Below are 21,558 nucleotides of genomic sequence, written 5' to 3'. Positions count from 1 at the left end.
ATGGATGCAGGTGAGGGGTGGGCGAATGTTTCGCAGGGATTATCTCGTGCGGCTAATTGAGGATATGACACAGATGATTGCCAAGGTGTTTTCGCTGAAGCAGGAGCGCAAGCACACAGAAGCCCTATGGGAGCTGGATGAGCTCTTCAAACGGCAGTTCCGGTTGAATTCGGATCTGCTTCGCTCATTGTCCGCTGCCGATATTGAACAGTTATTTCGGAGTCATGGTTATTTGGAAGCGGACAAGCTGCAAAGCGCCGTTAGGCTTATGGAAGAGGAAGCATCCCTGCTGCTTGACCTGGAGCGTGAAGAAGAGGCTGTTATGCTCTATACCAAGGTTTTTCAGCTATATTTGAAGTCAGCCCTGCAAGGAGCGGATCTCAAACTGATCGGGTTGACGGAACGGATCGGTATGGTGAGAGAACGTTTAAGGTCATACGCATTACCTGAGACGGCGATGCGGGATTACTATGCATATACGGAGCAGCAGGGGATGTACGCGGAAGCGGAGAACACCCTTTACCAACTGCTGGATAACGGCAAGATGGAATATAGTGAAGCCGTACAGTTCTATCAAAGATTGCAGCTGAAGCTGCCCGAGGATTTGGCGAAGGGCGGGCTTCCGCTGGAGGAAGTCCACGAAGGAATGGATGAGCTTAACCGTCGTTTTCCACATACAGCGGTAAACGGTGACAAGTCGTTTACCTAAGCGGGATTAACCTGTCTATCACATAAAGAAAGCGAGATGTGCCTTTTGGATGCATTAAGAAAATTGATTCATAACATCATGGAAGAAGGCTCGTTGATCACGGCTACGCTAAGCCAGCTTCGCAAGCGGGAAGGCATGACTTACAGCAAAGTAACAGTTAAGCCTGTAGAGCTCAAGAATAAGCTGCACTACCAGTTCGCCTATTATTCCGGAACCAAAGTCACCCATCAGAACGTGCCAGCGGATGAGGCGGAGGCGGTGCTGGTTGACATGTTCGAGAATATATTCCGGCAAGCGATGATGTATACGCCGGAAGCGGATTATCAGGTACTGATCTCGAAGAAATACAAGGTTTCGATTCTGACCAAATCCGCCTCCAAGACCAAGACGGATTTGTCTCATAACCGGAAAAAGACGTACATCCTTGAAGAGGGAGAGCCCGTTCCGTTTCTGGTGGAGCTCGGCATCATGAGTGAGGACGGCAAAGTATTTGCTCGTCGGTACGATAAGTTCAAACAGATCAACCGGTTTTTGGAGATGGTTGAGGATGTGCTTCCCCACCTGCCGGAGGACCGTCCACTGACGATCGTTGATTTTGGCTGCGGCAAATCCTATCTGACCTTCGCTTTATATCACTATTTGGCGGTAACCGCGCACAGAAAGCTGAATATTGTCGGATTGGATCTCAAGGCGGATGTCATCGAACACTGCAGTATGCTGGCGAAAAAACTGAACTACACCCAATTGCAGTTTCTTGTCGGTGACATTGCGGAATATGACGAGCTGGAGCAGGTGGATATGGTGGTCACGCTGCATGCATGTGATACGGCAACAGACGCTGCGCTGGAAAAAGCGGTCCGTTGGGGTGCTTCGGTTATTCTGTCGGTGCCTTGCTGCCAGCATGAGCTGTTCTCTCAAGTCCAAAGCCCTGTTATGGAGCCGCTGCTGTCCCACGGTATTCTGAAGGAACGATTCTCAGCGCTTGCCACGGACGCCATTCGAGCCAAGCTCCTCGATCTGATGGGCTACAAGACGCAGCTGCTGGAGTTTATTGATATGGAACATACTCCGAAAAACATATTGATCCGTGCGGTTAGCGGTTCTGCCGGAGATCGGGATAAGCTGTGGCAGGAATATACCGCGTTCCGCGATTTTTTAAGCGCCTCGCCATATCTTGAGCGGGCGTGCAAGGACTTGCTGCCGGATACGTAAAATCACATCATGTTGATCCCGGAAAAGCGATGAAAGTGCAACTGCACTTTCATCGCTTTTTTTAGAGATCAGAACGTATAAACTTCGAAGCTTGGACTTTCAGATATCGCAAGAAAGCTTGGCATCGAGCAGATATCTTTACCCCGATTGCCGGTGATTCCGATTCTGCGGGGGAACATCTAAGCGTGGTCTTTTCTTCTGAGAATGTACGTCAAAAATAGACGCTTTTTCTTATGATGGCATTCGAAGCCTTAATCCAGGGGATCAAGCGGCCTTATAGCCCGATGAGATCACAGACGCTGCTTCAAAGAATAACGTCGTAAGTCCTTGTCCACAATGGCTAATAGCTCGTTTGGCCAGAAGGACGGATGCCGTGTAAGGAGCAGCCGAGGTTGAATGGTTATGCATGGGAACGGGGGCGTTGGTTCATGGCAAGGAAGACCCTACATCGTAATTGCGGGATGATGCTGATTGCACTTGTCTTGGTGGCAGGTATCCGGAGCGGAATGTTTTTTGATGGAGATATCTATGGGGTCGGAGCCGGTTTTGGAGTGCTTCTGCTGCTTATGATGGGAACTAAACGGCATGGTGGAATCCAAGGTCAGGAGATTCATGGCATTGGCATGATGCCTGGATTGGTTAATTTGGATAAAGGTTTGCGAGTGGTGCATGGGTGCATCTGCGGAATGATTCTCATGTATGTGCTTCATGCAATCGGGCGACCACTCTCTCTGGAAGGCACGATGAAAGAGATCATCCTGTGGGGAAGCTACGGCTCCTTTGCAGCTGTCGCCTGGCGTATATGCCGTGCAGGTGATGGCTTACGTATGATGCAGGCGGGTTGGCATCTGATGGGTGCTGTGCTGTGCGGCAGTGCTTTGCTTGCCGTATATGGGCTTTTGGAGCTGCCGTATGGGATCTATCATACGGCGGATGCGGACATCAGCGCGACGGGCGCGAGGCTTGGTGGCCTGCTTCAGTACCCGAACACGTTCGGGGCCGTGATGGCCGCCTTCCTGCTGGAGCGGCTGTTCGCGCTGCCGTCCGTCCTGCGGACACGGACGGGCACGCTCCGCGCAGCGGCTGCCCTGCTGCCGCTGCTGCCCTACACCGCCGCGCTGCTCCTGACAGAGTCGCGCGGCGCCTGGCTCGCGGCCGCACTCGCGTGCGCGGCCGGATTCGCCCAGGAGCGGCGTGCCTTCGCGCCGCTCCTGGTGGCTGCCGCCGCGCCTCTGGCGAGCGCGGCGCTGCTGTACCGCCAGCTGGCTGAGGCCAAGCTGGCGCCAGCCGTGCTGCCCGGCCTGCTATGGCTGGCCGGGCTTTGGGCCGGCGGCGTCCTCGCCGGCCTGCTGCTGTGCCGCTGGCGGCACAGCAGGGGCCCGTGGCGGCGGTATGCCGCGCCAGGGGCCCTGGGGGCTGCGGCGCTGCTGGCTGCCGCAGCCGGAGCGGTGATCCTGCATCAGGTGCAGGATCGGACTCTGGGCGGCGCGGCAACGCTGAGCGCGCGCCGCCTTATGTACAGCGACGCATGGCAGCTGGCCCGGTCGTCGCTGTGGCTGGGACGGGGAGGGGAGACGTGGCGGCAATCGTACCTTGCCATTCAGTCCCAGCCCTACGTGGGTGCCGAGGTGCACAGCGGATATATGGATATCCTGCTGAATGCGGGCCTGATCGGGTTGCTGCTTGTCCTTGTTCTGGTTAGCTTTATCGTTGCGGGGCTCATTGCTGTGAACTCCCGACTCATGCCCGCTGCTTTCGTGCTGATCGGACACGCGGCGGTGGACTTTGACTTGAGCTTTGGGCTGGTATGGCTGCTGCTGTTTTGGCTTACAGTAATGGGCTTCGCTGCGGCCTCTTCTGGTCGGGAAGTGCAGAATGGACCTATCGCAGCTCAAAGACGCAAACCCTTCAAAATAGGGAAGAAGCTGCTAGCCGTTTATGAAGGGAACCGGGGAAATCGGCCGTTGCTGCCATTGCTCAGGGTTACGGCGATCGTTCTGCTCGTATGCTGGGTTCTTCTCGCTGCCGCGCTGGGTATCAGCGAGGTCAAAGAGCGATGGGCCGCATCGGAACCGCCCGGACGGCAGATCGCGCTCCTCCAATCCTCGTTAAGGTGGAACCTTGCCAACACGGAGGCGGCACTGAGCCTGGCGGATTGGCTTCCCCCAAGCCAGCGAATTCCGCTACTGATGGAAAGTTTGGTGTATGCACCGAATCACCCGGGGCTGAGCTGGAAGCTGGCAGAGGCTTACTCGCTCAGAGGTGAATCGGAAGAAGCGACAGCCTGGTATATAGCGGCGATCGATCGGGATCGGTTCAATGATGTCAAACAAACCCGAGCCGTGCTGAAGCTGGCTGCCCTCGCAGATTGGCACCGGACGGCAGGAGATTCCACCAGATCGGTTGAAGCGGCTCGGGCCGGTTTGGAAATCTTGAAGCGCTATCGTGCCCTTGCGGCCGATCTTCGTGAGATGGATGATCATCGAAATGACCGGGAATTCGATCTGTCTATGCTTGCGGTACGGCAGGCCAACCGTTTGGAAAAAATGCTGAATGGGGAACACGAAAAGCATGCGGCAAAGCAGCCCATGAAAGCAGATATCTCGGCCCGACGCTAGCGCGAATCATGCCGTACTGTCCATTTCACAGCAGGTAACGAAACAAGGAAGAGCAGCGTTATCCGCCGAAGGCATCCCGGAAGGCCGAGGCCAACTGACGTTCAGGAACCTCCCACAGCCCGGCCAGTTCGCCGCAGACTTCCTTTTCCCACCAGTCGCACAAAAGTTTCTTGTTGCTGTGGTTTTCGTGGATCCAGATCAAATTACCGATAACCTTCCGGTAATACAATTCTTCACCTTGCTTCAAGGCTTCCGGAGGAAGGTACAGCTTGAGACGTTTGGTCGTGCGGTATAATTCTTTGCTGCAGGCCCGCCGTATCCCGCGTGGGGAGGGGGGCTTGCTGCCCGGTTGTTTGGCATGGGGAGAATGCATGCGTGACTCACTCCTTTGCTTCACCATATGTCCCGAAACGGGCGAAAGTCACTGTGCCGTCTATAATTGGGCGCAGTAGAAGGCATGTCCCGGGCTGTGTTAGAATAGGCTAGTACTAGAAATCAACGCAGGAGGAAAGCGGGGGACAAGCGTGGAATTCTTTTACGAGGTTGTAGCTCGGTTGTTTGAATGGATCCAGCAGCTGGGTTATTTCGGAATCATGCTCGGATTAATGGTGGAGGTCATCCCAAGTGAGATCGTACTCGCCTATGGCGGTTATCTGGTGTCTTTGGGTGAGGTTCATTTTCTCGGAGCCATGCTCTTCGGTACCGCTGGCGGCGTGCTCGCACAGTTGTTTATTTATTGGATCGGCCGTTATGGAGGCAGGCCCTTCTTAGAGAAGTACGGGAAGTACATATTGATTAAGAAGAAGCATATCGATTACGCCGAGGAGTGGTTTAGCAAGTACGGCACTGGCGTTATATTTACGGCACGGTTTGTACCGGTGGTACGGCATGCGATTTCCATACCGGCAGGCATATCCAAGATGCATGTGGGAAGGTTTACGCTGCTGACCACACTAGCTGTTATTCCATGGACGGCATTATTCTTATACCTCGGATTGCTTCTGGGTGATCAATGGGAGCATATTGACGAGAAAGCAGGGCCATACGTGCAGGAAATTCTGCTGGGGGCATTGGCCGTCATGATTCTTTATTTTTTGATAAAATGGATAAAATCATCGAAGGCGAGGTCGAAATAACGAATGAGCATGAATATGGCGAATCATTTGGGGACAGGCATATCTCCACAGCAATTTATGGACGGCATGCAGAAGAACCAGGAGACGTTCAAGGCAGGATATGAACAGTTTGTCTGGGAGAATGAAGAGGATAAAGAGTTCTTCGAAAGTCTGAATTTCCGGGATGACCTGCGGGTCCTCATTCTGGCAGCGGACTGGTGCGGTGATGTTGCACGCAATATGCCTGTCGTATTCCGGGCGATGGAGACTGCCGGGATTGAGACCGAAGTGCTGATTATGGAAGAGAATCTGGATGTCATGGATCAGTTCTTGACCATGGGCGGTCGTTCCATTCCGGTTGTTATCATTTCAGATACCGGAGGGCATGTTCTCGGTACATGGGGACCGCGCCCGGCGCATGTGCAGAAGTTTATGATTGAGTTTAAGCAGAACAATCCGGATCGTGAAGCACCGGACTATCAGGACAACCTTGCGGTCACACGACAAAGCATTATTCAAGCCTACGGGGAAGGGTATGAGTTTCACGCTGCAATCATTAAGGAATTGCGTGAACTTATGTCAGGGTTCTAATCATGAGACTTCATATTGAGACTTTTAATTTAGGACCGCTTCAGACGAATGCGTATTTACTGACAGGGCCAGTAGAAGGCAAAGCAGTCATCATCGACCCTGGCATGAACCCGGGGCCGCTGCTGAAGCGAATAGCCGATTTGGAAATTGAAGCGATCCTGCTGACCCATGCGCATTTTGATCATATGGCCGGTGTCGAGGAAATCCGTAAGCTAAAGGGTTGTCCTGTTTACCTGCACACCCTGGAGAGTGAATGGCTGTCCAACCCGAAGCTTAACGGCTCGATGATGTGGCCACAGGTAACGGAACCGCTGTCCACCGAGCCGGCTGAGTACGATTTGGCGGACGGACTTGAGCTGCAACTGATCGGACATACCTTCAGCGTCTTTCATACACCGGGCCATTCACCGGGAAGTGTGAGCTTCAAATGTGGAAATGATCTGTTTTCCGGCGATGTGCTGTTCCGTCTAGGCGTTGGGCGAACGGACCTTCCTGGAGGTCGTGAACGTGATTTGATTGATTCCATTCAAAATACGCTGTATAGCTTCCCGGATGAAGTCGTTGTGTACTCCGGCCATGGTCCCCGGACAACCATTGGCTATGAAAAACAGCGGAATCCTTACGTCCCTGCCAGCCGATAAGATAGCTTCCGACATAAATCGGGAATTTTTGTCTGGACAAACATAGACAACATTGATACAATACGGTTAATTAAATGTTACCCTTGCGAAGCACGCAGACTGTGGAATTTATCCCGGTTTGCGTTCTTTTATTTTATGGGGAGTTTTTTGGCATGGACGTGATTAGGGGGAAGCGCCAGTGAGGAAAGATCATCTATCGCTGTTGAACGGAAGGGCTACAAGAGGCGAAGCGATTGATCGACAATCGGAGTCCCGCCGGCAGACCCAGACGGAAATATCCTCGGTTGTCTGGGACAGGCTGGTGAAGGATGAAGGGATAGCGCAGCAGCCATGGCATCATCGGCTGCAGGTTATAAGATTTAATCAATAGATCGACATACGAACATGACACCCTCATCATGAAGTGAATGTGTTCTTTCTGTTGGGGAGGGCGGCCGGTTATTTACCGGCTGCTTTTTTTTTTGAGTTTTTTTACAGATATCGATGAATTTCTTGCCGACATGATTGAATTTAAATAAATGATATCATTCGGTATACGATAAATATAAATATCCATTTGAACGATTAGCTGTCGGTAATCGTATTACGGTGGAATGCGAAAGAAGGTGATGATTTCATCATGATCCCTGATGAAGAGGGTTTGATACGACAAGCGCAATTAGGAGATGCAGCGGCTATGGCGCTATTATTCAAGCAGCATTATTCCTTTCTTTATAAATATTTGCTTAAGGTGACGATGGACCCGATGGTTGCAGAAGATACTGCACAGGATACCATTGTTCGATGCATGGAGAATATGAACCGTTACAACGGAACGTCATCTTTTTCCTCATGGATGATAACCATTGCTACTCGATTGTTCATCGATAGTACCCGGCGAAGGAAGCGGGAGAAGAAATGGCTGGAGCAGGAGGCGCTTCAGTCGGCAAGGCGGATGCGCTGGCAGATGGAGCGGCGGGGAGAAGATTGGACAGACATGCTGGATGGATTATCGCGCTTATCCGAAGATCACCGGATTGCCATACTGCTGAAGCATTATTACGGTTACAGCTATGATGAAATCGGAACCATGCTTGGCATTCCCGAGGGAACGGTAAAATCACGAACAGCCTACGGTATCAAGCAGCTGCGAAAGGAGATGGGTGATGATGGTCAAAGGGCCTGAGCATGAGGATGATGCTTGGATTGAAGGATTGACTCAAGAGTTGAAAAGAGTAGATGAATTGTTTGAGGACGTGCCGTCGCCCTCTCTGGAAGGAATGCACAAGTTGGCCGTTCATACCTTGGAGCGGCGCCGGCGCCGGATGAAATACGAGTTGATACTCTTTCTTCTGATTGCACTCTTTATCGTTGGTGGCGGATTGATGGCTGCCTTGGCGGCGCCGATGATCCTACTGTTTATTCACGGGTTCGGCATGGTTGCCGGGATTTCCGTTCTTGTATTTTCCAAGAGTCTGAGATCTGCCGGAAAGAAGGGAATCTGATGAATGAAGTTAACGAGAGCCCGCTGGGAGTGATCATCCTTGCCGTTGTGCTTGTGCTGATCCAAGGGACATGGCTTTTCCTGGATGCCAGGAAACGGGGGCTTGGCAAGATGGCCTGGTTCTGGGGGATATGGGGGTCTACGACAATGCCGCTGCCGCTGCTTTTTTACTGGATTTTTGTCATTCGTAAAGACGAAGACGACCACTAGTCTTAAGTTCTTACATTATATATGGAAAATTAGGGGGGATTAAGAATGGATATGATTTGGGGATTGATCTGGCCGATTCTTGCACTGCAAGCCATTCTCGCGGTAACGGGGCTGATATCTTTGTTTCGTGCAGAGCCAGCAAGCATACGTGGGCCGAGATGGATGTGGGTGCTCATTATACTGCTGGGCAACCTGATTGGCAGCGTTGCTTATTTCGTTGCGGGGAGGCGAGAAGTTTGATAGAGAAGCTTTTAAGCATTCATGAATTGACCAAAAGCATAGGAAGCATCACACCGGTCAAGGGCATCTCATTTGAATTGCAGCGTGGAAGCTGCACCGCCCTGCTTGGTCCTAATGGTGCCGGCAAAACAACCACACTGCGGATGTTGGCTGGATTAATACCTCCAACCCGGGGGGAGATCCGATACGGATCAGCCAATACGCAAACGAGCGGTTGGCGTAACCGTATTGGCTACTTGCCTCAGTACCCGAAGTTTTATAGCTGGATGTCGGGCATCGAATACTTGTCTTTCAGCGCCAAGCTGTCGGGATTATCCGGACGAGAGGCTAGTAAGCGAAGTCGGGAAGTCATCGAAATGGTAGGCCTGCAGCAGGCGGCTAAACGCCGAATATCCGGTTACTCCGGCGGAATGAAGCAGCGGCTTGGCATTGCTCAGGCACTTGTGCATGAGCCCGAGCTGATTATGCTGGACGAGCCGGTATCGGCGCTTGATCCGATCGGACGCCGTGAGGTGATGGACCTTTTGGATCGCTTGCGCGGGGAAGTCACCGTTCTGTTCTCTACCCATGTGCTTCACGATGCGGAGGAAATTTGCGATGACATGGTACTGATGGTAGACGGGGAAATTGCGGAGAAAGGTGCCCTTAGTGAACTTCGCACGAAATACCGCCAGCCGGTCCTATCGATTGAGGTTGAACCGGGGGAGCGGGAGGTTGCTTGGCTCGACAGTCTTGCGAGCCGTCCTTATGTGCATGAGATCGAGCTCGGCAAACGAGGCGCCAAGCTGATGGTGACGGATATGGATGTTGCGCGTGCTGCGTTAATCAAGGAGCTTGCCGATGACGGAATCGAGCTGCTTCGTTTTGAAGCGGGCACGTCTTCGCTCGAGGATATGTTTATGAAGGTGGTGGGCTCATGAAGCCGTTCTGGATTTATTATCAAAAAGAAATGCTCGAGGCAGGTCGGACCTATAAATGGATTTGGGTCCCCGCGGTCTTTCTGCTTCTTGGCATTATGCAGCCGGTATCCACTTATTATTTGCCGGAGATTCTTACCATGGCCGGGGAGTTGCCCCCGGAGGCAGCGGCATTATTTACTGTCCCGTCCGCTGAGAGCGTGATGGCATCAACCTTGAGCCAATTCAGCACCATCGGCCTGCTGGTGCTTGTGCTGGCCGGAATGAACACGGTAGCAGGGGAGCGGGCCACCGGCACGGCTGAGCTTGTTCTCGCCCGCTCGGTATCCACGATTCCCATGATGGCTGCCAAATGGGCCGCCTTGATGACGTTGCTGGTCGTTTCTTTTGCGCTTGGGCTTGGCGGTGCTGCTTATTACACGTATCAGCTCATCGGTCCTTTGGAATGGGGAGCGGTTACCAGCGGCGGAGGTTTATATGCGGTATGGCTGGCCTGGATCGTAACGCTTGTACTGCCGCTCGGCGCCTTCCTTCGCGGGCCAGCTGCGGCCTTCATCAGCTTGGCCGTTGCCGGCGTACTTTCGCTCTTATCCGGGCTGCTGCCCTCCCGCATTCAATGGAGCCCGGGCCGGTTAAGCAGCATGGCCGCGGAGCGAATCCTTGGCGCAGGGAGCAGCGCGTGGTCACCGATACTCGTTGCCATGCTGATTATGGCGGTGTCGATTATCGTTGCCGCGAGGCTGCTTAGAAGGAGTCCGCTGTCCCCGCAATCCTAGTTTCCATGGGAGATTCAGGTTTTATCTGAATCACATGGACATCTCTATCTTTTTTTAGTAGACTATGAAGACAAGAAAAACGTCATCGACGTACGTTATCAGAAGAGAGACCGTATTTAGCGGAAGTTTTTCTTGCGAGATAAGGATGATAAGCCTCTGAAGTTTATATTTTCTTATCTCTTAAAAAAGGATAGACAACTCAGGAGGTAGACGATGCTGCGTTTAGGGGAAAAGATTACAATCGTTGCGGACGCCTTTGAGCAGAATCTTCCAATCGGTCAATACGGTTATATCATCGCTTATGACCGAAATCCGGACAATGCGTTCGATTACGTCATTCGGATTCCGAGCCTCAACCGTAATTTTTTTGTTCCGGCAGATGATGTAGAGCTGGAATCAATCGTGTTGAAGCAGGAAGCCGAGCGGGTCGAGCGGGAAGCGCTCATCGATTTCGCCCTGTCGACATATAATGAGAAGCTGTTTCATCAAGTGATGAACGGCGAGTTGGAAAGTGTTGAAGAGGAAGAAGAGACCAAGGAAGCAATATCCCAGGCGGATTTCATCAAACAAGTGAATCTTCGTGCTTGGATTTAGAAGAGTCGGCTGAGGCCGACTCTTTTTTGATGGAATGGAAAAGTGACTTCGAAGCGGCAAGCTTCAAGCTGTTTGGATTGAATCTTGCATGCTTCTACAATATAATGAGAAAAGTTGTCGTGACAGACTTTACCCCTTTAACTGGATAGGGGCATGAAGGAGGATGTAAAGCCATGAGCATTACCGATAAGGACGTTCAGCATGTAGCGAAGCTGGCCCGTTTGAATTTGACGCCTGAAGAAGAGCAGATGTTTACCGGCCAACTGAATGCGATTTTACAATATGCCGAGAAGTTAAATGAGTTGGATACAGAAGGTGTTGAGCCGACTACACACGTGCTTCATCTCAGCAATGTCATGAGAGAAGACGAAGTACGCGAGAGCTTGCCCATCGAGAAAGTGCTGCTTAACGCACCGGATGAAGAAGACGATCAAATTAAAGTACCTGCTGTTTTGGAATAGCTTGAAGGGAGGATACACACTTGAGTCTGTTTGATTATAAGTTAACGGAGATACATAATAAGCTGCAGAATAAGGAGCTTTCCGTAACCGATCTGGTTGACCAAGCTTTTACTCGTATTTCCGAACGTGAGGATCGGGTGAAGGCATTTATTACTTTGGACGAAGAAGGTGCTCGTTCATCCGCCAAGGCTTTGGATGAGAAGCTGGCTTCAGAGGGGACGCGCGGGCTGTTGTTCGGGCTTCCTGTCGGAATCAAGGATAATATCGTGACAGAAGGACTTCGCACCACATGCGCAAGTCAGTTTTTGTCCAATTTCACACCGGTTTATGATGCGACGGTTGTCGGTAAATTGCGCGCAGCGGATACGGTGACAATCGGTAAGCTGAACATGGATGAATTTGCAATGGGAGGCTCCAATGAGAACTCCAGCTTCTACCCGGTGCGTAACCCATGGGATTTAGATCGGGTGCCCGGTGGATCCAGCGGCGGCTCGGCTGCGGCTGTTGCTGCAGGTGAAGCATACTTTGCGCTGGGGTCGGATACAGGCGGTTCCATCAGGCAGCCTGCCTCTTATTGCGGTGTCGTGGGACTGAAACCAACCTATGGCCTCGTATCCCGGTTCGGCCTTGTTGCCTTTGCATCATCGCTGGATCAGATCGGACCTTTGACGAAAAATGTGGAAGATTCCGCGTATGTCCTGCAAGCCATTGCCGGTTATGACCCAATGGATTCGACATCCGCCAAAGTGGACGTGCCCGACTATCTGAGCGCGTTATCCGGAGACGTTACGGGTCTTCGCATTGCCGTGCCTAAGGAATACCTGGGCGAGGGTGTTGACGCTGAAGTGAAGGAAACCGTCCTGAACGCACTGAAGGTGCTCGAAGCAATGGGCGCTACCTGGGACGAAGTTTCCCTGCCACATACCGACTATGCGGTAGCAACGTATTATTTGCTCGCTTCTTCGGAGGCTTCTTCGAACCTGGCCCGCTTTGACGGCGTACGCTATGGCGTTCGTTCCGACAATGCAGGCAGCCTGATCGACCTGTATCATGAGTCCCGCAGCCAAGGCTTCGGCGATGAGGTGAAACGCCGCATCATGCTGGGTACCTATGCGCTTAGCTCGGGCTATTACGATGCCTATTATTTGAAGGCACAAAAAGCCCGTACGCTCATCAAGCAGGACTTCGATAAAGTATTCGAGCAATATGATGTCATCATCGGACCGACAGCTCCGACTACGGCTTTTAAGCTGGGAGCTCAGGTGGACGATCCGCTGACGATGTATTTGAATGATATCCTGACGATTCCTGTCAGCTTGGCAGGTGTGCCGGCAGTGAGTGTTCCTTGCGGATTTGCGGACGGACTACCCGTTGGCATGCAAATTATCGGCAAAGCCTTTGATGAGTCGACCGTGTTGCGCGTCGCGCATGCCTACGAGCAAAATACTGAACACCATAAACGGCGCCCTGAACTGTAAACCGGCGGCAGAGAAGGAGGGAAACAATCGATGTCTACATCAAAATATGAAACGGTTATCGGATTGGAAGTGCACGTAGAGCTGCATACGAATTCCAAAATATTTTGCGGCTGCTCCACTGCGTTTGGAGCCCCGCCGAACACACATACATGTCCCATCTGTCTTGGCCATCCCGGCGTCCTGCCCGTATTAAATCGCCAGGCTGTGGAATATGCTATCAAGGCTGCGATGGCGCTGAATTGCACCATCGGCGATATCAGCAAATTTGACCGCAAGAACTATTTCTACCCGGATTCTCCGAAAGCATACCAGATTTCCCAGTACGATCAGCCGATCGGTGAAAACGGCTGGATCGATATTGAGGTGGACGGAAAGACGAAGCGAATCGGGATTACCCGGCTTCATCTGGAGGAGGATGCCGGTAAACTCACGCACGTGGATGGCGGATATGCATCGCTGGTTGACTTTAACCGCGTAGGCACGCCTCTTGTTGAGATCGTGTCCGAACCTGAGATCTCAACGCCGGAGGAAGCTAAGGCTTATCTGGAGAAAATACGTGCGATTATGCAATACTGCGACGTCTCCGACGTGAAGATGGAGGAGGGTTCGCTTCGCTGCGACGCCAACATCAGCCTTCGTCCATGGGGACAGGAAGAATTCGGCACCAAGGCCGAGCTGAAGAATATGAACTCCTTCCGCGGTGTACAGCGCGGTTTGGAATATGAGCAGTACCGGCAAACGGAAATTCTTGATGAGGGCGGCGTGATCGTACAGGAAACCCGCCGCTGGGACGAAGCACAGGCGAAAACCTTCTCCATGCGCGGGAAGGAGCAGGCGCACGACTACCGTTATTTCCCGGACCCGGATCTGGTATCGGTGCATATTAGCGAGGAATGGAAAGAAGCGATTCGTGCGACGATTCCGGAGCTTCCGGATGCCCGTAAGACACGTTATGCTTCGGAGTATGGATTGCCGGATTATGATGCTGCGGTCATCACGTCGTCCAAGCTGCTCGCCGACTTCTTCGAGGACAGCTTGAACTATACGAAGGATGCCAAATCCGTATCGAACTGGATCATGGGAGATTTGCTGGGTTATTTGAACTCGAACAATCTGGAGCTGTCTGAAGTGAAGATTACGGGCCAAGGCCTGGGCGAGATGATCGGATTGATCGAGAAGGGAACCATCAGCAGCAAAATCGCCAAAACCGTCTTCAAAGAGATGCTGGAGAGCGGCAAGCTACCTGCACAAATCGTTGAGGAGAAGGGCCTCGTCCAAATCAGCGATGAAGGTGCGATCAAGCGTATTGTCGAGCAGGTGGTTGCAAACAATCCGCAATCCGTAGAGGACTACAAGGCAGGTAAACAGAAAGCAATCGGCTTCCTGGTTGGTCAAGTGATGAAAGAGAGCAAGGGAAAAGCCAATCCTGCGCTGGCCAACAAACTACTGGTTGAGGTGCTGAACGGATAATCAACGTTCATCCGTCATGTCCCCGAAATGTATTTAGATAATGGGAGCTTGTCCCGTATTTAGGGGCAAGTTCCTTTTTAAGATATCAGAAACAATAACTTGGTTAGGGGATGAATATATGATAAAAGCATTGTCTTTGGAGGATAGGGATACCGTCCAGCAGATATGGAGTCTGCAGCACATGGCGTACCCTTTGGAAGCTGAATTAATCGGATTTTCCGAAATCCCCCCACTGCAGGATACTTTCGATACGATCCGTACGAGCGGGGAAACTTTTTTTGGTTATATAAATGAAGAAGGCGACCTTATTGGAGCTATTGCGGTAGAGCCGGAACAGGAGCAGGTCACCATATCACGGATGATGGTCCATCCCGGTCATTTTCGCAAAGGGATCGCGGGGACTTTAATTCGACATGTGTTGGAATCCTACAAGGAGGCACCAATGTTCGTGGTCTCAACAGGGACACGCAATACGCCTGCGGTAACGTTGTATGAGAAATTCGGGTTTGTAAAGAATCACGCTTTTGAGGTTGCTCCGGGCGTGGAATTGACCGAGTTCCATCTTCATATACAATGAATGATATAGCATAAGCGATTGAAGGCGACGTGAGGGGAGTATCGTTCTTTTGAATAATCCTTGGGTGATAGATAATGTATCCATTTTATTAAGATTGCTGCTGGCTATGCTGCTTGGCGGCTTGATCGGTTTTGAACGGGAACGTTCCAACCATGCTGCAGGATTGCGCACGCATATATTGGTATGCTTGGGTTCTACTCTTATTATGCTGTTATCCATTTACGGTTTTTCCGATTTTGTAGACGAGATTAACGTTCGGATTGACCCTGCGCGCTTGGCAACGGCCGTCATTACAGGGATTGGCTTCTTGGGTGCCGGTACCATTCTGTTTACGGGTAAATCCATTACCGGATTAACCACTGCTGCGTCCATCTGGGTTGTGGGAGCCGTGGGGTTAGCGGTCGGGGCTGGCTTTTACTTTGCCTCGATTGTATCGACCGTACTAATTCTTCTTAATCTGGTTGTCTTCAATAAGCTGGAGCAGCGTTACATCCGCGGCAGCAAACTCCATCTCATCACTGTCCATGCAGCGAATACGCCGAATATTTTGGAGGACATATCCGCTGTTCTGGAGGAACAGGAATTCGTGATTAAGAAGCTTATCGTTAACGAACGAAGCAGTGTGGCATACGGGGAGCTGCAGCCTGCGGTATTAGGGCTCGAAATTTCGCTGCACGTCTTGACCGATCGCAAATTCGAACCGATGGAGATTACCCGGCAGTTGCGGGGAGTCGGTCATGTAACGATGGTAACGGCTGAATAGGATATGGAATGAACCATAACAAACGGCAACTGCTGAACCATCGGCGGTGCCGTTTTTTTGCGGGCTTGCAGGCCTTCTGTGGACGGTCTATCCAGTTTTTTGCCAGTTACTTCGGCCCCTCGTTGGGGTACTATCAAAGAAAAACATCGTAAAACAACGCCTGTCCCAGGATGTTTGGAAGGAGGCGAGAAGTTTATGAATCCAACACCCGAACCACAAACCGAAGTCAGCAAGAAGAAACGGCATCAGGTCCAGGTTAAGCGTCACCCGGGGCTGCAGCGAAAAAAGCGGAAGTTATATGCACTTCTATTAGCCGCTCTCATTCCGGGCCTGGGTCATTTATACCTCGGTATGTACCGCAAGGGGATCACATTTATTATGTTGCTGCTGCTGGATATATCGGCGCTTTTATATTTCTCTTCCATCGGTATGCAGATCAATGTACCGCTGCTTGTCGTCCTGGGTCTTCTGATTCCGGTAGGGTATTTCTATAACGTGTATGACGTGCTGCAGGCAGCAGAATATATTATTTCCCGGAAAAAACGTGGTGAGGTAGCCGCTGCTTCCGAGGACGGAAGAGGACGGAACCATCCGTTCCGGGGTGAACGGGGAATCGCTTTTGGCATCATGTTGGTTGTTACCGGGACCCTGCTTATTTTGTTTCATCAGAAGCCGCCTTGGCTGCAGACAGGAATACGCGACTATGGTGCGGAAGCCTCTGCCATCATGCTGATCGTTATCGGGATATGGGCAGGCATCCGGGAAGCTCTCCGGCACCGAAGAGACAATGGCAAGTTCCTATAACGCACACAGTGTACGGTGATAGCTGCCCAACAGATGAGGGAGGAGACGGATGAAACATAAAATTAGAGTGGGACGATATACAGCCGCTTTGCTGCTTGTATGTACAGGCTTTTTATTGCTGCTGGACGAGTGGAGAGGCACGGATTATATATTTACGCTCCAGCGTTGGTGGCCGCTGTTATTTATCCTGCTCGGCGTTGAATATTTAGTCAGGTACACGCTATCGCGTCTCTTAGGCAAAAGCAAAGAATTTCGGTTTCGGCCGGACATGAGAGGGATTTTGCTGGCAGTGGCTGTTACGGCCTCCGTATTCGTCATTTCCCAGCAGGAGCATTTTCTCCATCTCTGGAACCGGGTGAGCCTGAACTTGACGGCAGCGGGAGTGGATTACAGCGAAGCTGAAGATAACCGGTTCCAGAAGCCGACATTGGAGATTCCAGTGGAGCTTGAAACCGAGAAAGTCATCGTTGATCACTTAAACGGGGATATCTCCATCACACGGCAGGATGTCGACGATATCAAGGTGGAGACGGAAGTATGGGTCGATCATGAGCAGCCCGGTTTAGCTGAAGCGATCGCCGAGCAGTCGACGATCGAAGTGGGGGAAGGCAAGACGATCACGATTCGTTCCAAGGGGAAGGCCTATGGAGAATCGGGTAAGCGGCAGCCCCGTATGAACTTGAACATCGCGGTTCCGGATGATCGACGATTCAATTTTGAGATACGAACGATGAACGGAGCCATTACGTTAAACCGCGTGGAAGCGATTGAGAATATTTTGCTGGAGAGCGGTAATGGGCCTATTACGATGGATCGGATATACGGAAATGTTACGGGCAAGACCTTAAATGGCGAAATTACGGCGCGCGGCGTTACCGGTAATATTAAAATGTCCACTAATCGCGGGAATATGCTGGCCGTCGACGTTACGGGCGAAACGGATTTAACCACGCAAGTGGGAAATATGACGGTAAAGCGAACGACCGATCTTATTCGGGCTCAGACGAGGAACGGCAATATTCTGATCAGCGGGGCAGAGTCGCAATTAAACGCTGAATCTCTCAATGGTGGAGTGGCTATACGTTCATCCCGCATTGGTGGCGATTGGAATATATACAGTGCCGTTGGAGAGATGAATCTTCACATTCCGCTCGAGGGCGATTACAAGCTAGAAGGGACGATTAGTTACGGCAGAATTCTGACGACGCTGCCCAATCTCCTGATCGAACAGAAAACCATCTCCGGTGGATCCGGTACAGGCGAACATTCCATTCGTATTGAGGGAAACAGTAATCTGAACATCTACCGAAGCTATCCGGAGCAGGAGGAAGGCCGGAACAGCGGGGGCTGGACGCCTCTGCCGGATTGACAACAATCCAAGAAACGCCGTACAATGAAGTCTAAGAACGGTATAGGTTTTGTAAAAACCAGTTAAACTTGAAGGCGGTGGGCAACCATGGGAACGTCCGTACAGCATGCGCTGGAACAACTGAAAACGACCGGTGTCCGTATCACGCCGCAACGTCATGCGATTTTAACGTATCTGGTAGAATCTATGGGCCATCCGACAGCGGATGATATTTATCGGGCTCTGGAGCCTAATTTTCCTAGTATGAGCGTAGCCACAGTATACAACAATTTAAAAATGTTTATTGAAGCCGGCATGGTGCGTGAGCTGACGTACGGGGATAACTCGAGTCGTTTTGACGCCAACGTATCGGATCATCATCATGTTATATGTCAGAGTTGCGGTAAAATCGAAGATTTCAGCTATCCGTCCCTTGAAGATGTTGGAATACAAGCTGAGAAAAGCACCGGGTTTGAAGTAAAGGGACTACGAATGGAGCTGTATGGGCTCTGCAAGTCCTGCCAATAGACGCCGGTTATTATAAATGAACGTGCGGAATGAACCATTCCACACGTTTTTATTTTTAAGGGCGTTATTCTGTATCAAGGGATTAGTCATGAGCAAGAGTGAAATGGGGGAGTAGGTTGGCAAGAAGAAGATATCGGGGGAAGAAGAGGCGTACGAGAGGAGGCTCTTTCTTTCTGGGGTTGTTGTTGATTGCGGCGGGGGTCTGGTGGGTTGTTACTACATTATTTCCGAACCAGACCTATACCGTGCCGGACTGGCGTGGAATGGACAAGCCGATTTTTGTTCAGGGGGAACTGAAGGAACAGCCTGCACGGGGCTCCGGGGAAGAGCTGCTGCTGCCGATAACGGTGATTCAGGAGAGCGTGGATGCCAACATCCGTTATGAGCAGAAAACGGAATCCGTCATTGTAACGACTTCGGAATCGGTATTCCGCATGAAGATGGACAGCACGAAGGGCGAGCTGAACGGCAAGGCGGTCACTATTCCCTACGCACCTAAGCTGATTGACGGCATTGCCTATGTTCCGATTAAGCCGCTCAAACAGTATTATGGTGTGGCCATTCACGAGGACAAGGCGACAGGCGCCATCATTCTGATGCGTGCGGGGGATTCGATTCAGCTTGCCGAGGCAGCACCCGGTAACCCTGAGGACACCGTGGCTCTGCGCGAGAGTGGGGAGAAAAGATCTCCGATAGTACTGGACATGCCAGCCGGTGAGCGGCTTCGCGTATGGCGTGAAGAAGAGGGATGGTTATTCGTCCAGGCAGATAACGGGTATACGGGATATGCTCTTAAAGAGCAGATTAAACTTGGGGACGTGAAGGAACTTCCGCTGCTTGCGCAGGCTCCTTCGCGGGCAGAGCTGGAATGGAAGGATAAGTCAGTCAATCTGGCATGGGAAGCTGTTTATACCAAAAATCCCAGCACGGATCGCATTGGCGAACTGCCCGGTGTCAACGTGGTCAGTCCGACCTGGTTCAACATTGTGGATAGTGAGGGCACGGTCAAATCCAAAGCTGATAAGCAGTATGTAAGCTGGGCCCATAACAGGAACATGGAGGTATGGGGTCTGATGGACAACAGCTTCGATCCTGATATGACAACCGAGGCGCTGTCTACTTTTGATAGAAGATCACATATTATCAAGCAGATGCTGACTTATGCCAAGCAATATAAACTCGACGGAATCAATATCGACTTTGAAAATGTCCACACCAAGGATAAAGATCATGTCGTTCAGTTCGTGAGGGAAATGAAGCCGCTGGCCAAAGCCAGAGGGCTGATCGTTTCTATTGATGTTACGCCAAAATCGAACAGCGAGATGTGGTCGCTCTTTCTCGATCGGAAGCGACTCGGAGAGACGGTTGATTACATGATGGTGATGGCTTATGACGAGCACTGGGCCGCGAGTCCGAAAGCGGGATCCGTATCTTCGCTGCCATGGGCCGAGCAGTCGGTAAGGCGAATCATGGAGGAGGACGCGGTACCGTCGTCCAAGCTGGTGTTGGGCATACCGTTATATACACGGGTGTGGACGGAAACAAGCGAAGCGGGAGAGACGAAGGTATCCTCGAAAGCGATTGGAATGGAGAAGCTGCAGACCCTGCTTAAGGAACAAAAAGTGAAAGGTACACTTGATGCCAGTACAGGGCAGAACTATGTTCAATTCACAGAGGGAGAATCCATCAAGAAAATATGGATGGAGGACGGCACTTCTCTGCAGTCCCGAGTGAATATGGCCAAAAAGCTGAAGCTCGGCGGCGTTGCTTCATGGAATCGAAGCTTTGCCATTCCGGAAACCTGGCATGTTCTGAAGACGATACATGATTAAGGATGAACAGAACTTATCTTCATATCATAATAAAGAACCCGGTTATCGCGAGGATAACCGGGTTCTTTGTGTTTAATCGTCTTACGAGTTGCGAATCCTATTGAATATGCAGGCTCTGCAAATCCCTTTAGGATTTGGTCTGCTGGGCTTCAAGCTCTTCTGCTGTGATGTTGGCCTGACCTGGATCCAGTGTCAAAATCGTATGGCAGAACATGCAGCGGTCGGTTTTTCCTAACATCTTGGTCAATTTATTGCATTCCGGGCACTGAATTTGGACGGCACTCGTGGATAACATACCTGCCCAGAAGTAAATGCCGAGACTCCCCAGCATCATAATCAGGCCAAACACCAATCCGATTCCGGCAAATATTTTGCCTGCTTGGCCGAAGAATACGATTCCGGCTGTACCCAGCACCATAAGGCCCATACCCAGCATCGTCAGCAGCAATCCCCAAGTGCGGAAGGCGTTGATTTTTGCGTTCTTAAAGATCATGGCTCGAAAACTCCTGTCATTCAAATAGTTGTTTATGAAATAACGTGAACCGAGAAATGAAATCTTGTACTTTCGTTTGTCGTCTTCATAAGATCTTATCTCCTAAAAGAAGGAACTTACATGGACATGTAGAATTACATTATAACTGAAATGGCTGAAATTCGCCAAGGAATGTATGGAGGGAAACGTGGAATTAACCAACTTTTCTTTTTATTATGGAAATACGGTTGATGAGGAAGCTGTAGGGGCGATAGCATACCGTAATTCGGACAAAAGGCAGCAAGGATTACTTGTTTATGATTTTGAGGTTAATATTGTTGTCGTGTATGACGGAACACCTGATGAGCCTCCCATCCAGCATTCTATTGTAGGCGGGGAACGCTGCCAGGTTATAAGTATCGGATTGGACGGATTGCATCGGGAACTCCTGAGCGGCACGCACAAAGTATTGATCAAATGCTTCCTAGAAGGAGATATCATAAAAGACGATCAAGATCGCCTGTCCAATCTGCGCCGTGATTTCCTTAGGTTTGCTGAACCGTTCCGGGAGCAAAAATTGTTTATTGGTTTTGCCCACTTTCTACAAAAGTATATGGATGCCAAGATGCACTTGAAGGAAGAGCGGGTTCTGGATGCTTACCATACTCTATTAGAAGGTCTACATCATTGGGGGCAACTGGAGCTGATCGAGCGGGGGA

26 protein-coding genes (1 of these 26 running past the window's edge) are annotated in these 21,558 nt (G+C 51.1%); 24 read left to right on the top strand and 2 right to left on the bottom strand.

Translation table 11 applies throughout. From position 1 onward, the window contains the following. Nucleotides 1–25 precede the first annotated feature (25 nt). From MHH48_RS30435 to MHH48_RS30425, 3 genes are all read left to right on the top strand, one after another. Nucleotides 26–709 (top strand): DUF6483 family protein, encoded by a 684-nt coding sequence (locus MHH48_RS30435; protein ID WP_076325436.1) that lies wholly within the window; start codon nt 26–28, stop codon nt 707–709. A gap of 36 nt (nt 710–745) precedes the next feature. After that, nucleotides 746–1,921 carry an SAM-dependent methyltransferase gene (locus MHH48_RS30430; protein WP_076325437.1) on the top strand — a complete coding sequence of 392 codons (1,176 nt, stop codon included), beginning with the start codon at nt 746–748 and terminating at the stop codon, nt 1,919–1,921. Between the two features lie 428 nt (nt 1,922–2,349). Further along, nucleotides 2,350–4,539 carry an O-antigen ligase family protein gene (locus MHH48_RS30425; RefSeq protein ID WP_076325469.1) on the top strand — a complete coding sequence of 730 codons (2,190 nt, stop codon included), beginning with the start codon at nt 2,350–2,352 and terminating at the stop codon, nt 4,537–4,539. A 58-nt stretch (nt 4,540–4,597) separates the two neighbouring features. Here the strand turns inward: MHH48_RS30425 and MHH48_RS30420 are convergent, their stop codons facing one another. Next, a complete protein-coding gene (locus tag MHH48_RS30420) occupies nt 4,598–4,912 on the bottom strand; it encodes a hypothetical protein (RefSeq protein ID WP_076325438.1) in 315 nt (104 codons plus the stop codon). 151 nt (nt 4,913–5,063) lie between these two features. On the opposite strand from MHH48_RS30420, the gene MHH48_RS30415 reads away from it, so the two are divergent. From MHH48_RS30415 to MHH48_RS30320, 20 genes are all read left to right on the top strand, one after another. After that, nucleotides 5,064–5,675: a DedA family protein gene (locus MHH48_RS30415; protein WP_076325439.1), complete on the top strand. Its 612-nt coding sequence runs from the start codon at nt 5,064–5,066 to the stop codon at nt 5,673–5,675. A gap of 3 nt (nt 5,676–5,678) precedes the next feature. After that, a complete protein-coding gene (locus tag MHH48_RS30410) occupies nt 5,679–6,245 on the top strand; it encodes a thioredoxin family protein (RefSeq protein ID WP_076325440.1) in 567 nt (188 codons plus the stop codon). 2 nt (nt 6,246–6,247) lie between these two features. After that, a complete protein-coding gene (locus MHH48_RS30405) occupies nt 6,248–6,886 on the top strand; it encodes an MBL fold metallo-hydrolase (protein ID WP_076325441.1) in 639 nt (212 codons plus the stop codon). A gap of 178 nt (nt 6,887–7,064) precedes the next feature. Next, nucleotides 7,065–7,256 (top strand): hypothetical protein, encoded by a 192-nt coding sequence (locus tag MHH48_RS30400; protein WP_076325442.1) that lies wholly within the window; start codon nt 7,065–7,067, stop codon nt 7,254–7,256. Between the two features lie 249 nt (nt 7,257–7,505). Next, nucleotides 7,506–8,051, top strand: a complete 546-nt coding sequence (gene sigY, locus MHH48_RS30395; RefSeq protein ID WP_076325443.1) for an RNA polymerase sigma factor SigY — start codon at nt 7,506–7,508, stop codon at nt 8,049–8,051. Beyond that, the gene (locus MHH48_RS30390) at nt 8,032–8,370 is read left to right on the top strand and encodes a YxlC family protein (RefSeq protein ID WP_256720772.1); all 339 of its coding nucleotides are present in this window, start codon (nt 8,032–8,034) and stop codon (nt 8,368–8,370) included. Before sigY ends, MHH48_RS30390 begins: the two co-directional genes overlap by 20 nt. After that, complete coding sequence (locus MHH48_RS30385) at nt 8,370–8,579, top strand: hypothetical protein (protein WP_076325445.1); 210 nt, start codon at nt 8,370–8,372, stop codon at nt 8,577–8,579. The genes MHH48_RS30390 and MHH48_RS30385 overlap by 1 nt, the downstream gene beginning before the upstream one ends. Before the next feature lie 45 nt (nt 8,580–8,624). Beyond that, the gene (locus tag MHH48_RS30380) at nt 8,625–8,819 is read left to right on the top strand and encodes a PLDc N-terminal domain-containing protein (protein ID WP_076325446.1); all 195 of its coding nucleotides are present in this window, start codon (nt 8,625–8,627) and stop codon (nt 8,817–8,819) included. Then, complete coding sequence (locus tag MHH48_RS30375) at nt 8,816–9,739, top strand: ABC transporter ATP-binding protein (RefSeq protein WP_076325447.1); 924 nt, start codon at nt 8,816–8,818, stop codon at nt 9,737–9,739. The genes MHH48_RS30380 and MHH48_RS30375 overlap by 4 nt, the downstream gene beginning before the upstream one ends. After that, the gene (locus MHH48_RS30370; protein ID WP_076325448.1) at nt 9,736–10,512 is read left to right on the top strand and encodes a hypothetical protein; all 777 of its coding nucleotides are present in this window, start codon (nt 9,736–9,738) and stop codon (nt 10,510–10,512) included. Before MHH48_RS30375 ends, MHH48_RS30370 begins: the two co-directional genes overlap by 4 nt. 213 nt (nt 10,513–10,725) lie before the next feature. Continuing rightward, nucleotides 10,726–11,106, top strand: a complete 381-nt coding sequence (locus tag MHH48_RS30365) for an ATPase (protein WP_071219588.1) — start codon at nt 10,726–10,728, stop codon at nt 11,104–11,106. 173 nt (nt 11,107–11,279) lie between these two features. After that, nucleotides 11,280–11,567 (top strand): Asp-tRNA(Asn)/Glu-tRNA(Gln) amidotransferase subunit GatC, encoded by a 288-nt coding sequence (gatC, locus tag MHH48_RS30360; protein WP_071219587.1) that lies wholly within the window; start codon nt 11,280–11,282, stop codon nt 11,565–11,567. 20 nt (nt 11,568–11,587) lie between these two features. Beyond that, nucleotides 11,588–13,045, top strand: coding sequence for an Asp-tRNA(Asn)/Glu-tRNA(Gln) amidotransferase subunit GatA (gatA, locus tag MHH48_RS30355; protein ID WP_076325449.1), 1,458 nt, complete (start codon nt 11,588–11,590; stop codon nt 13,043–13,045). A gap of 30 nt (nt 13,046–13,075) precedes the next feature. Then, nucleotides 13,076–14,515 carry an Asp-tRNA(Asn)/Glu-tRNA(Gln) amidotransferase subunit GatB gene (gatB, locus tag MHH48_RS30350; protein WP_076325450.1) on the top strand — a complete coding sequence of 480 codons (1,440 nt, stop codon included), beginning with the start codon at nt 13,076–13,078 and terminating at the stop codon, nt 14,513–14,515. A 118-nt stretch (nt 14,516–14,633) separates the two neighbouring features. Next, nucleotides 14,634–15,092, top strand: a complete 459-nt coding sequence (locus MHH48_RS30345; RefSeq protein WP_076325451.1) for a GNAT family N-acetyltransferase — start codon at nt 14,634–14,636, stop codon at nt 15,090–15,092. Between the two features lie 49 nt (nt 15,093–15,141). Then, nucleotides 15,142–15,855 carry an MgtC/SapB family protein gene (locus MHH48_RS30340; protein ID WP_076325452.1) on the top strand — a complete coding sequence of 238 codons (714 nt, stop codon included), beginning with the start codon at nt 15,142–15,144 and terminating at the stop codon, nt 15,853–15,855. Nucleotides 15,856–16,050: 195 nt separating this feature from the next. Continuing rightward, nucleotides 16,051–16,659: a hypothetical protein gene (locus MHH48_RS30335; protein WP_076325453.1), complete on the top strand. Its 609-nt coding sequence runs from the start codon at nt 16,051–16,053 to the stop codon at nt 16,657–16,659. Nucleotides 16,660–16,708: 49 nt separating this feature from the next. Continuing rightward, nucleotides 16,709–18,028: a DUF4097 family beta strand repeat-containing protein gene (locus MHH48_RS30330; RefSeq protein WP_076325454.1), complete on the top strand. Its 1,320-nt coding sequence runs from the start codon at nt 16,709–16,711 to the stop codon at nt 18,026–18,028. Nucleotides 18,029–18,115: 87 nt separating this feature from the next. Continuing rightward, nucleotides 18,116–18,535: a peroxide-responsive transcriptional repressor PerR gene (gene perR / locus MHH48_RS30325; protein ID WP_071219580.1), complete on the top strand. Its 420-nt coding sequence runs from the start codon at nt 18,116–18,118 to the stop codon at nt 18,533–18,535. Between the two features lie 116 nt (nt 18,536–18,651). Next, complete coding sequence (locus MHH48_RS30320; RefSeq protein WP_076325455.1) at nt 18,652–20,367, top strand: glycosyl hydrolase family 18 protein; 1,716 nt, start codon at nt 18,652–18,654, stop codon at nt 20,365–20,367. 127 nt (nt 20,368–20,494) lie between these two features. On the opposite strand, the gene MHH48_RS30315 is transcribed toward MHH48_RS30320, so the two are convergent. Beyond that, entirely contained in the window at nt 20,495–20,860 is a 366-nt protein-coding gene (locus MHH48_RS30315; RefSeq protein WP_076325456.1) for a YgzB family protein, read from the bottom strand. 187 nt (nt 20,861–21,047) lie between these two features. On the opposite strand from MHH48_RS30315, the gene MHH48_RS30310 reads away from it, so the two are divergent. Beyond that, nucleotides 21,048–21,558: the 5' portion of a nucleotidyltransferase-like protein gene (locus MHH48_RS30310; protein WP_076325457.1), read on the top strand. It continues 368 nt past the right edge of the window; the window shows 511 of its 879 coding nt (coding positions 1–511); the start codon lies at nt 21,048–21,050; its stop codon lies off the right edge, out of view.

Source organism: Paenibacillus sp. FSL F4-0100, assembly GCF_037993005.1.
GTDB lineage: Bacteria > Bacillota > Bacilli > Paenibacillales > Paenibacillaceae > Paenibacillus_AQ.
Note: the sequence above shows the minus strand (reverse complement) of the source record. Positions and strands in the feature narration are given on the sequence as shown.

Coding starts and splice junctions, on each gene's coding strand:
- sigY (WP_076325443.1), top strand. CDS start 7,506: ATGATCCCTGATGAAGAGGGTTTGATACGACAAGCGCAATTAGGAGAT.
- perR (WP_071219580.1), top strand. CDS start 18,116: ATGGGAACGTCCGTACAGCATGCGCTGGAACAACTGAAAACGACCGGT.
- MHH48_RS30345 (WP_076325451.1), top strand. CDS start 14,634: ATGATAAAAGCATTGTCTTTGGAGGATAGGGATACCGTCCAGCAGATA.
- MHH48_RS30425 (WP_076325469.1), top strand. CDS start 2,350: ATGGCAAGGAAGACCCTACATCGTAATTGCGGGATGATGCTGATTGCA.
- MHH48_RS30335 (WP_076325453.1), top strand. CDS start 16,051: ATGAATCCAACACCCGAACCACAAACCGAAGTCAGCAAGAAGAAACGG.
- MHH48_RS30330 (WP_076325454.1), top strand. CDS start 16,709: ATGAAACATAAAATTAGAGTGGGACGATATACAGCCGCTTTGCTGCTT.
- MHH48_RS30435 (WP_076325436.1), top strand. CDS start 26: ATGTTTCGCAGGGATTATCTCGTGCGGCTAATTGAGGATATGACACAG.
- MHH48_RS30410 (WP_076325440.1), top strand. CDS start 5,679: ATGAGCATGAATATGGCGAATCATTTGGGGACAGGCATATCTCCACAG.
- gatC (WP_071219587.1), top strand. CDS start 11,280: ATGAGCATTACCGATAAGGACGTTCAGCATGTAGCGAAGCTGGCCCGT.
- MHH48_RS30405 (WP_076325441.1), top strand. CDS start 6,248: ATGAGACTTCATATTGAGACTTTTAATTTAGGACCGCTTCAGACGAAT.
- gatB (WP_076325450.1), top strand. CDS start 13,076: ATGTCTACATCAAAATATGAAACGGTTATCGGATTGGAAGTGCACGTA.
- MHH48_RS30430 (WP_076325437.1), top strand. CDS start 746: ATGTGCCTTTTGGATGCATTAAGAAAATTGATTCATAACATCATGGAA.
- MHH48_RS30380 (WP_076325446.1), top strand. CDS start 8,625: ATGGATATGATTTGGGGATTGATCTGGCCGATTCTTGCACTGCAAGCC.
- MHH48_RS30315 (WP_076325456.1), bottom strand. CDS start 20,860: ATGATCTTTAAGAACGCAAAAATCAACGCCTTCCGCACTTGGGGATTG.
- MHH48_RS30365 (WP_071219588.1), top strand. CDS start 10,726: ATGCTGCGTTTAGGGGAAAAGATTACAATCGTTGCGGACGCCTTTGAG.
- MHH48_RS30420 (WP_076325438.1), bottom strand. CDS start 4,912: ATGCATTCTCCCCATGCCAAACAACCGGGCAGCAAGCCCCCCTCCCCA.
- MHH48_RS30390 (WP_256720772.1), top strand. CDS start 8,032: ATGATGGTCAAAGGGCCTGAGCATGAGGATGATGCTTGGATTGAAGGA.
- MHH48_RS30370 (WP_076325448.1), top strand. CDS start 9,736: ATGAAGCCGTTCTGGATTTATTATCAAAAAGAAATGCTCGAGGCAGGT.
- MHH48_RS30385 (WP_076325445.1), top strand. CDS start 8,370: ATGAATGAAGTTAACGAGAGCCCGCTGGGAGTGATCATCCTTGCCGTT.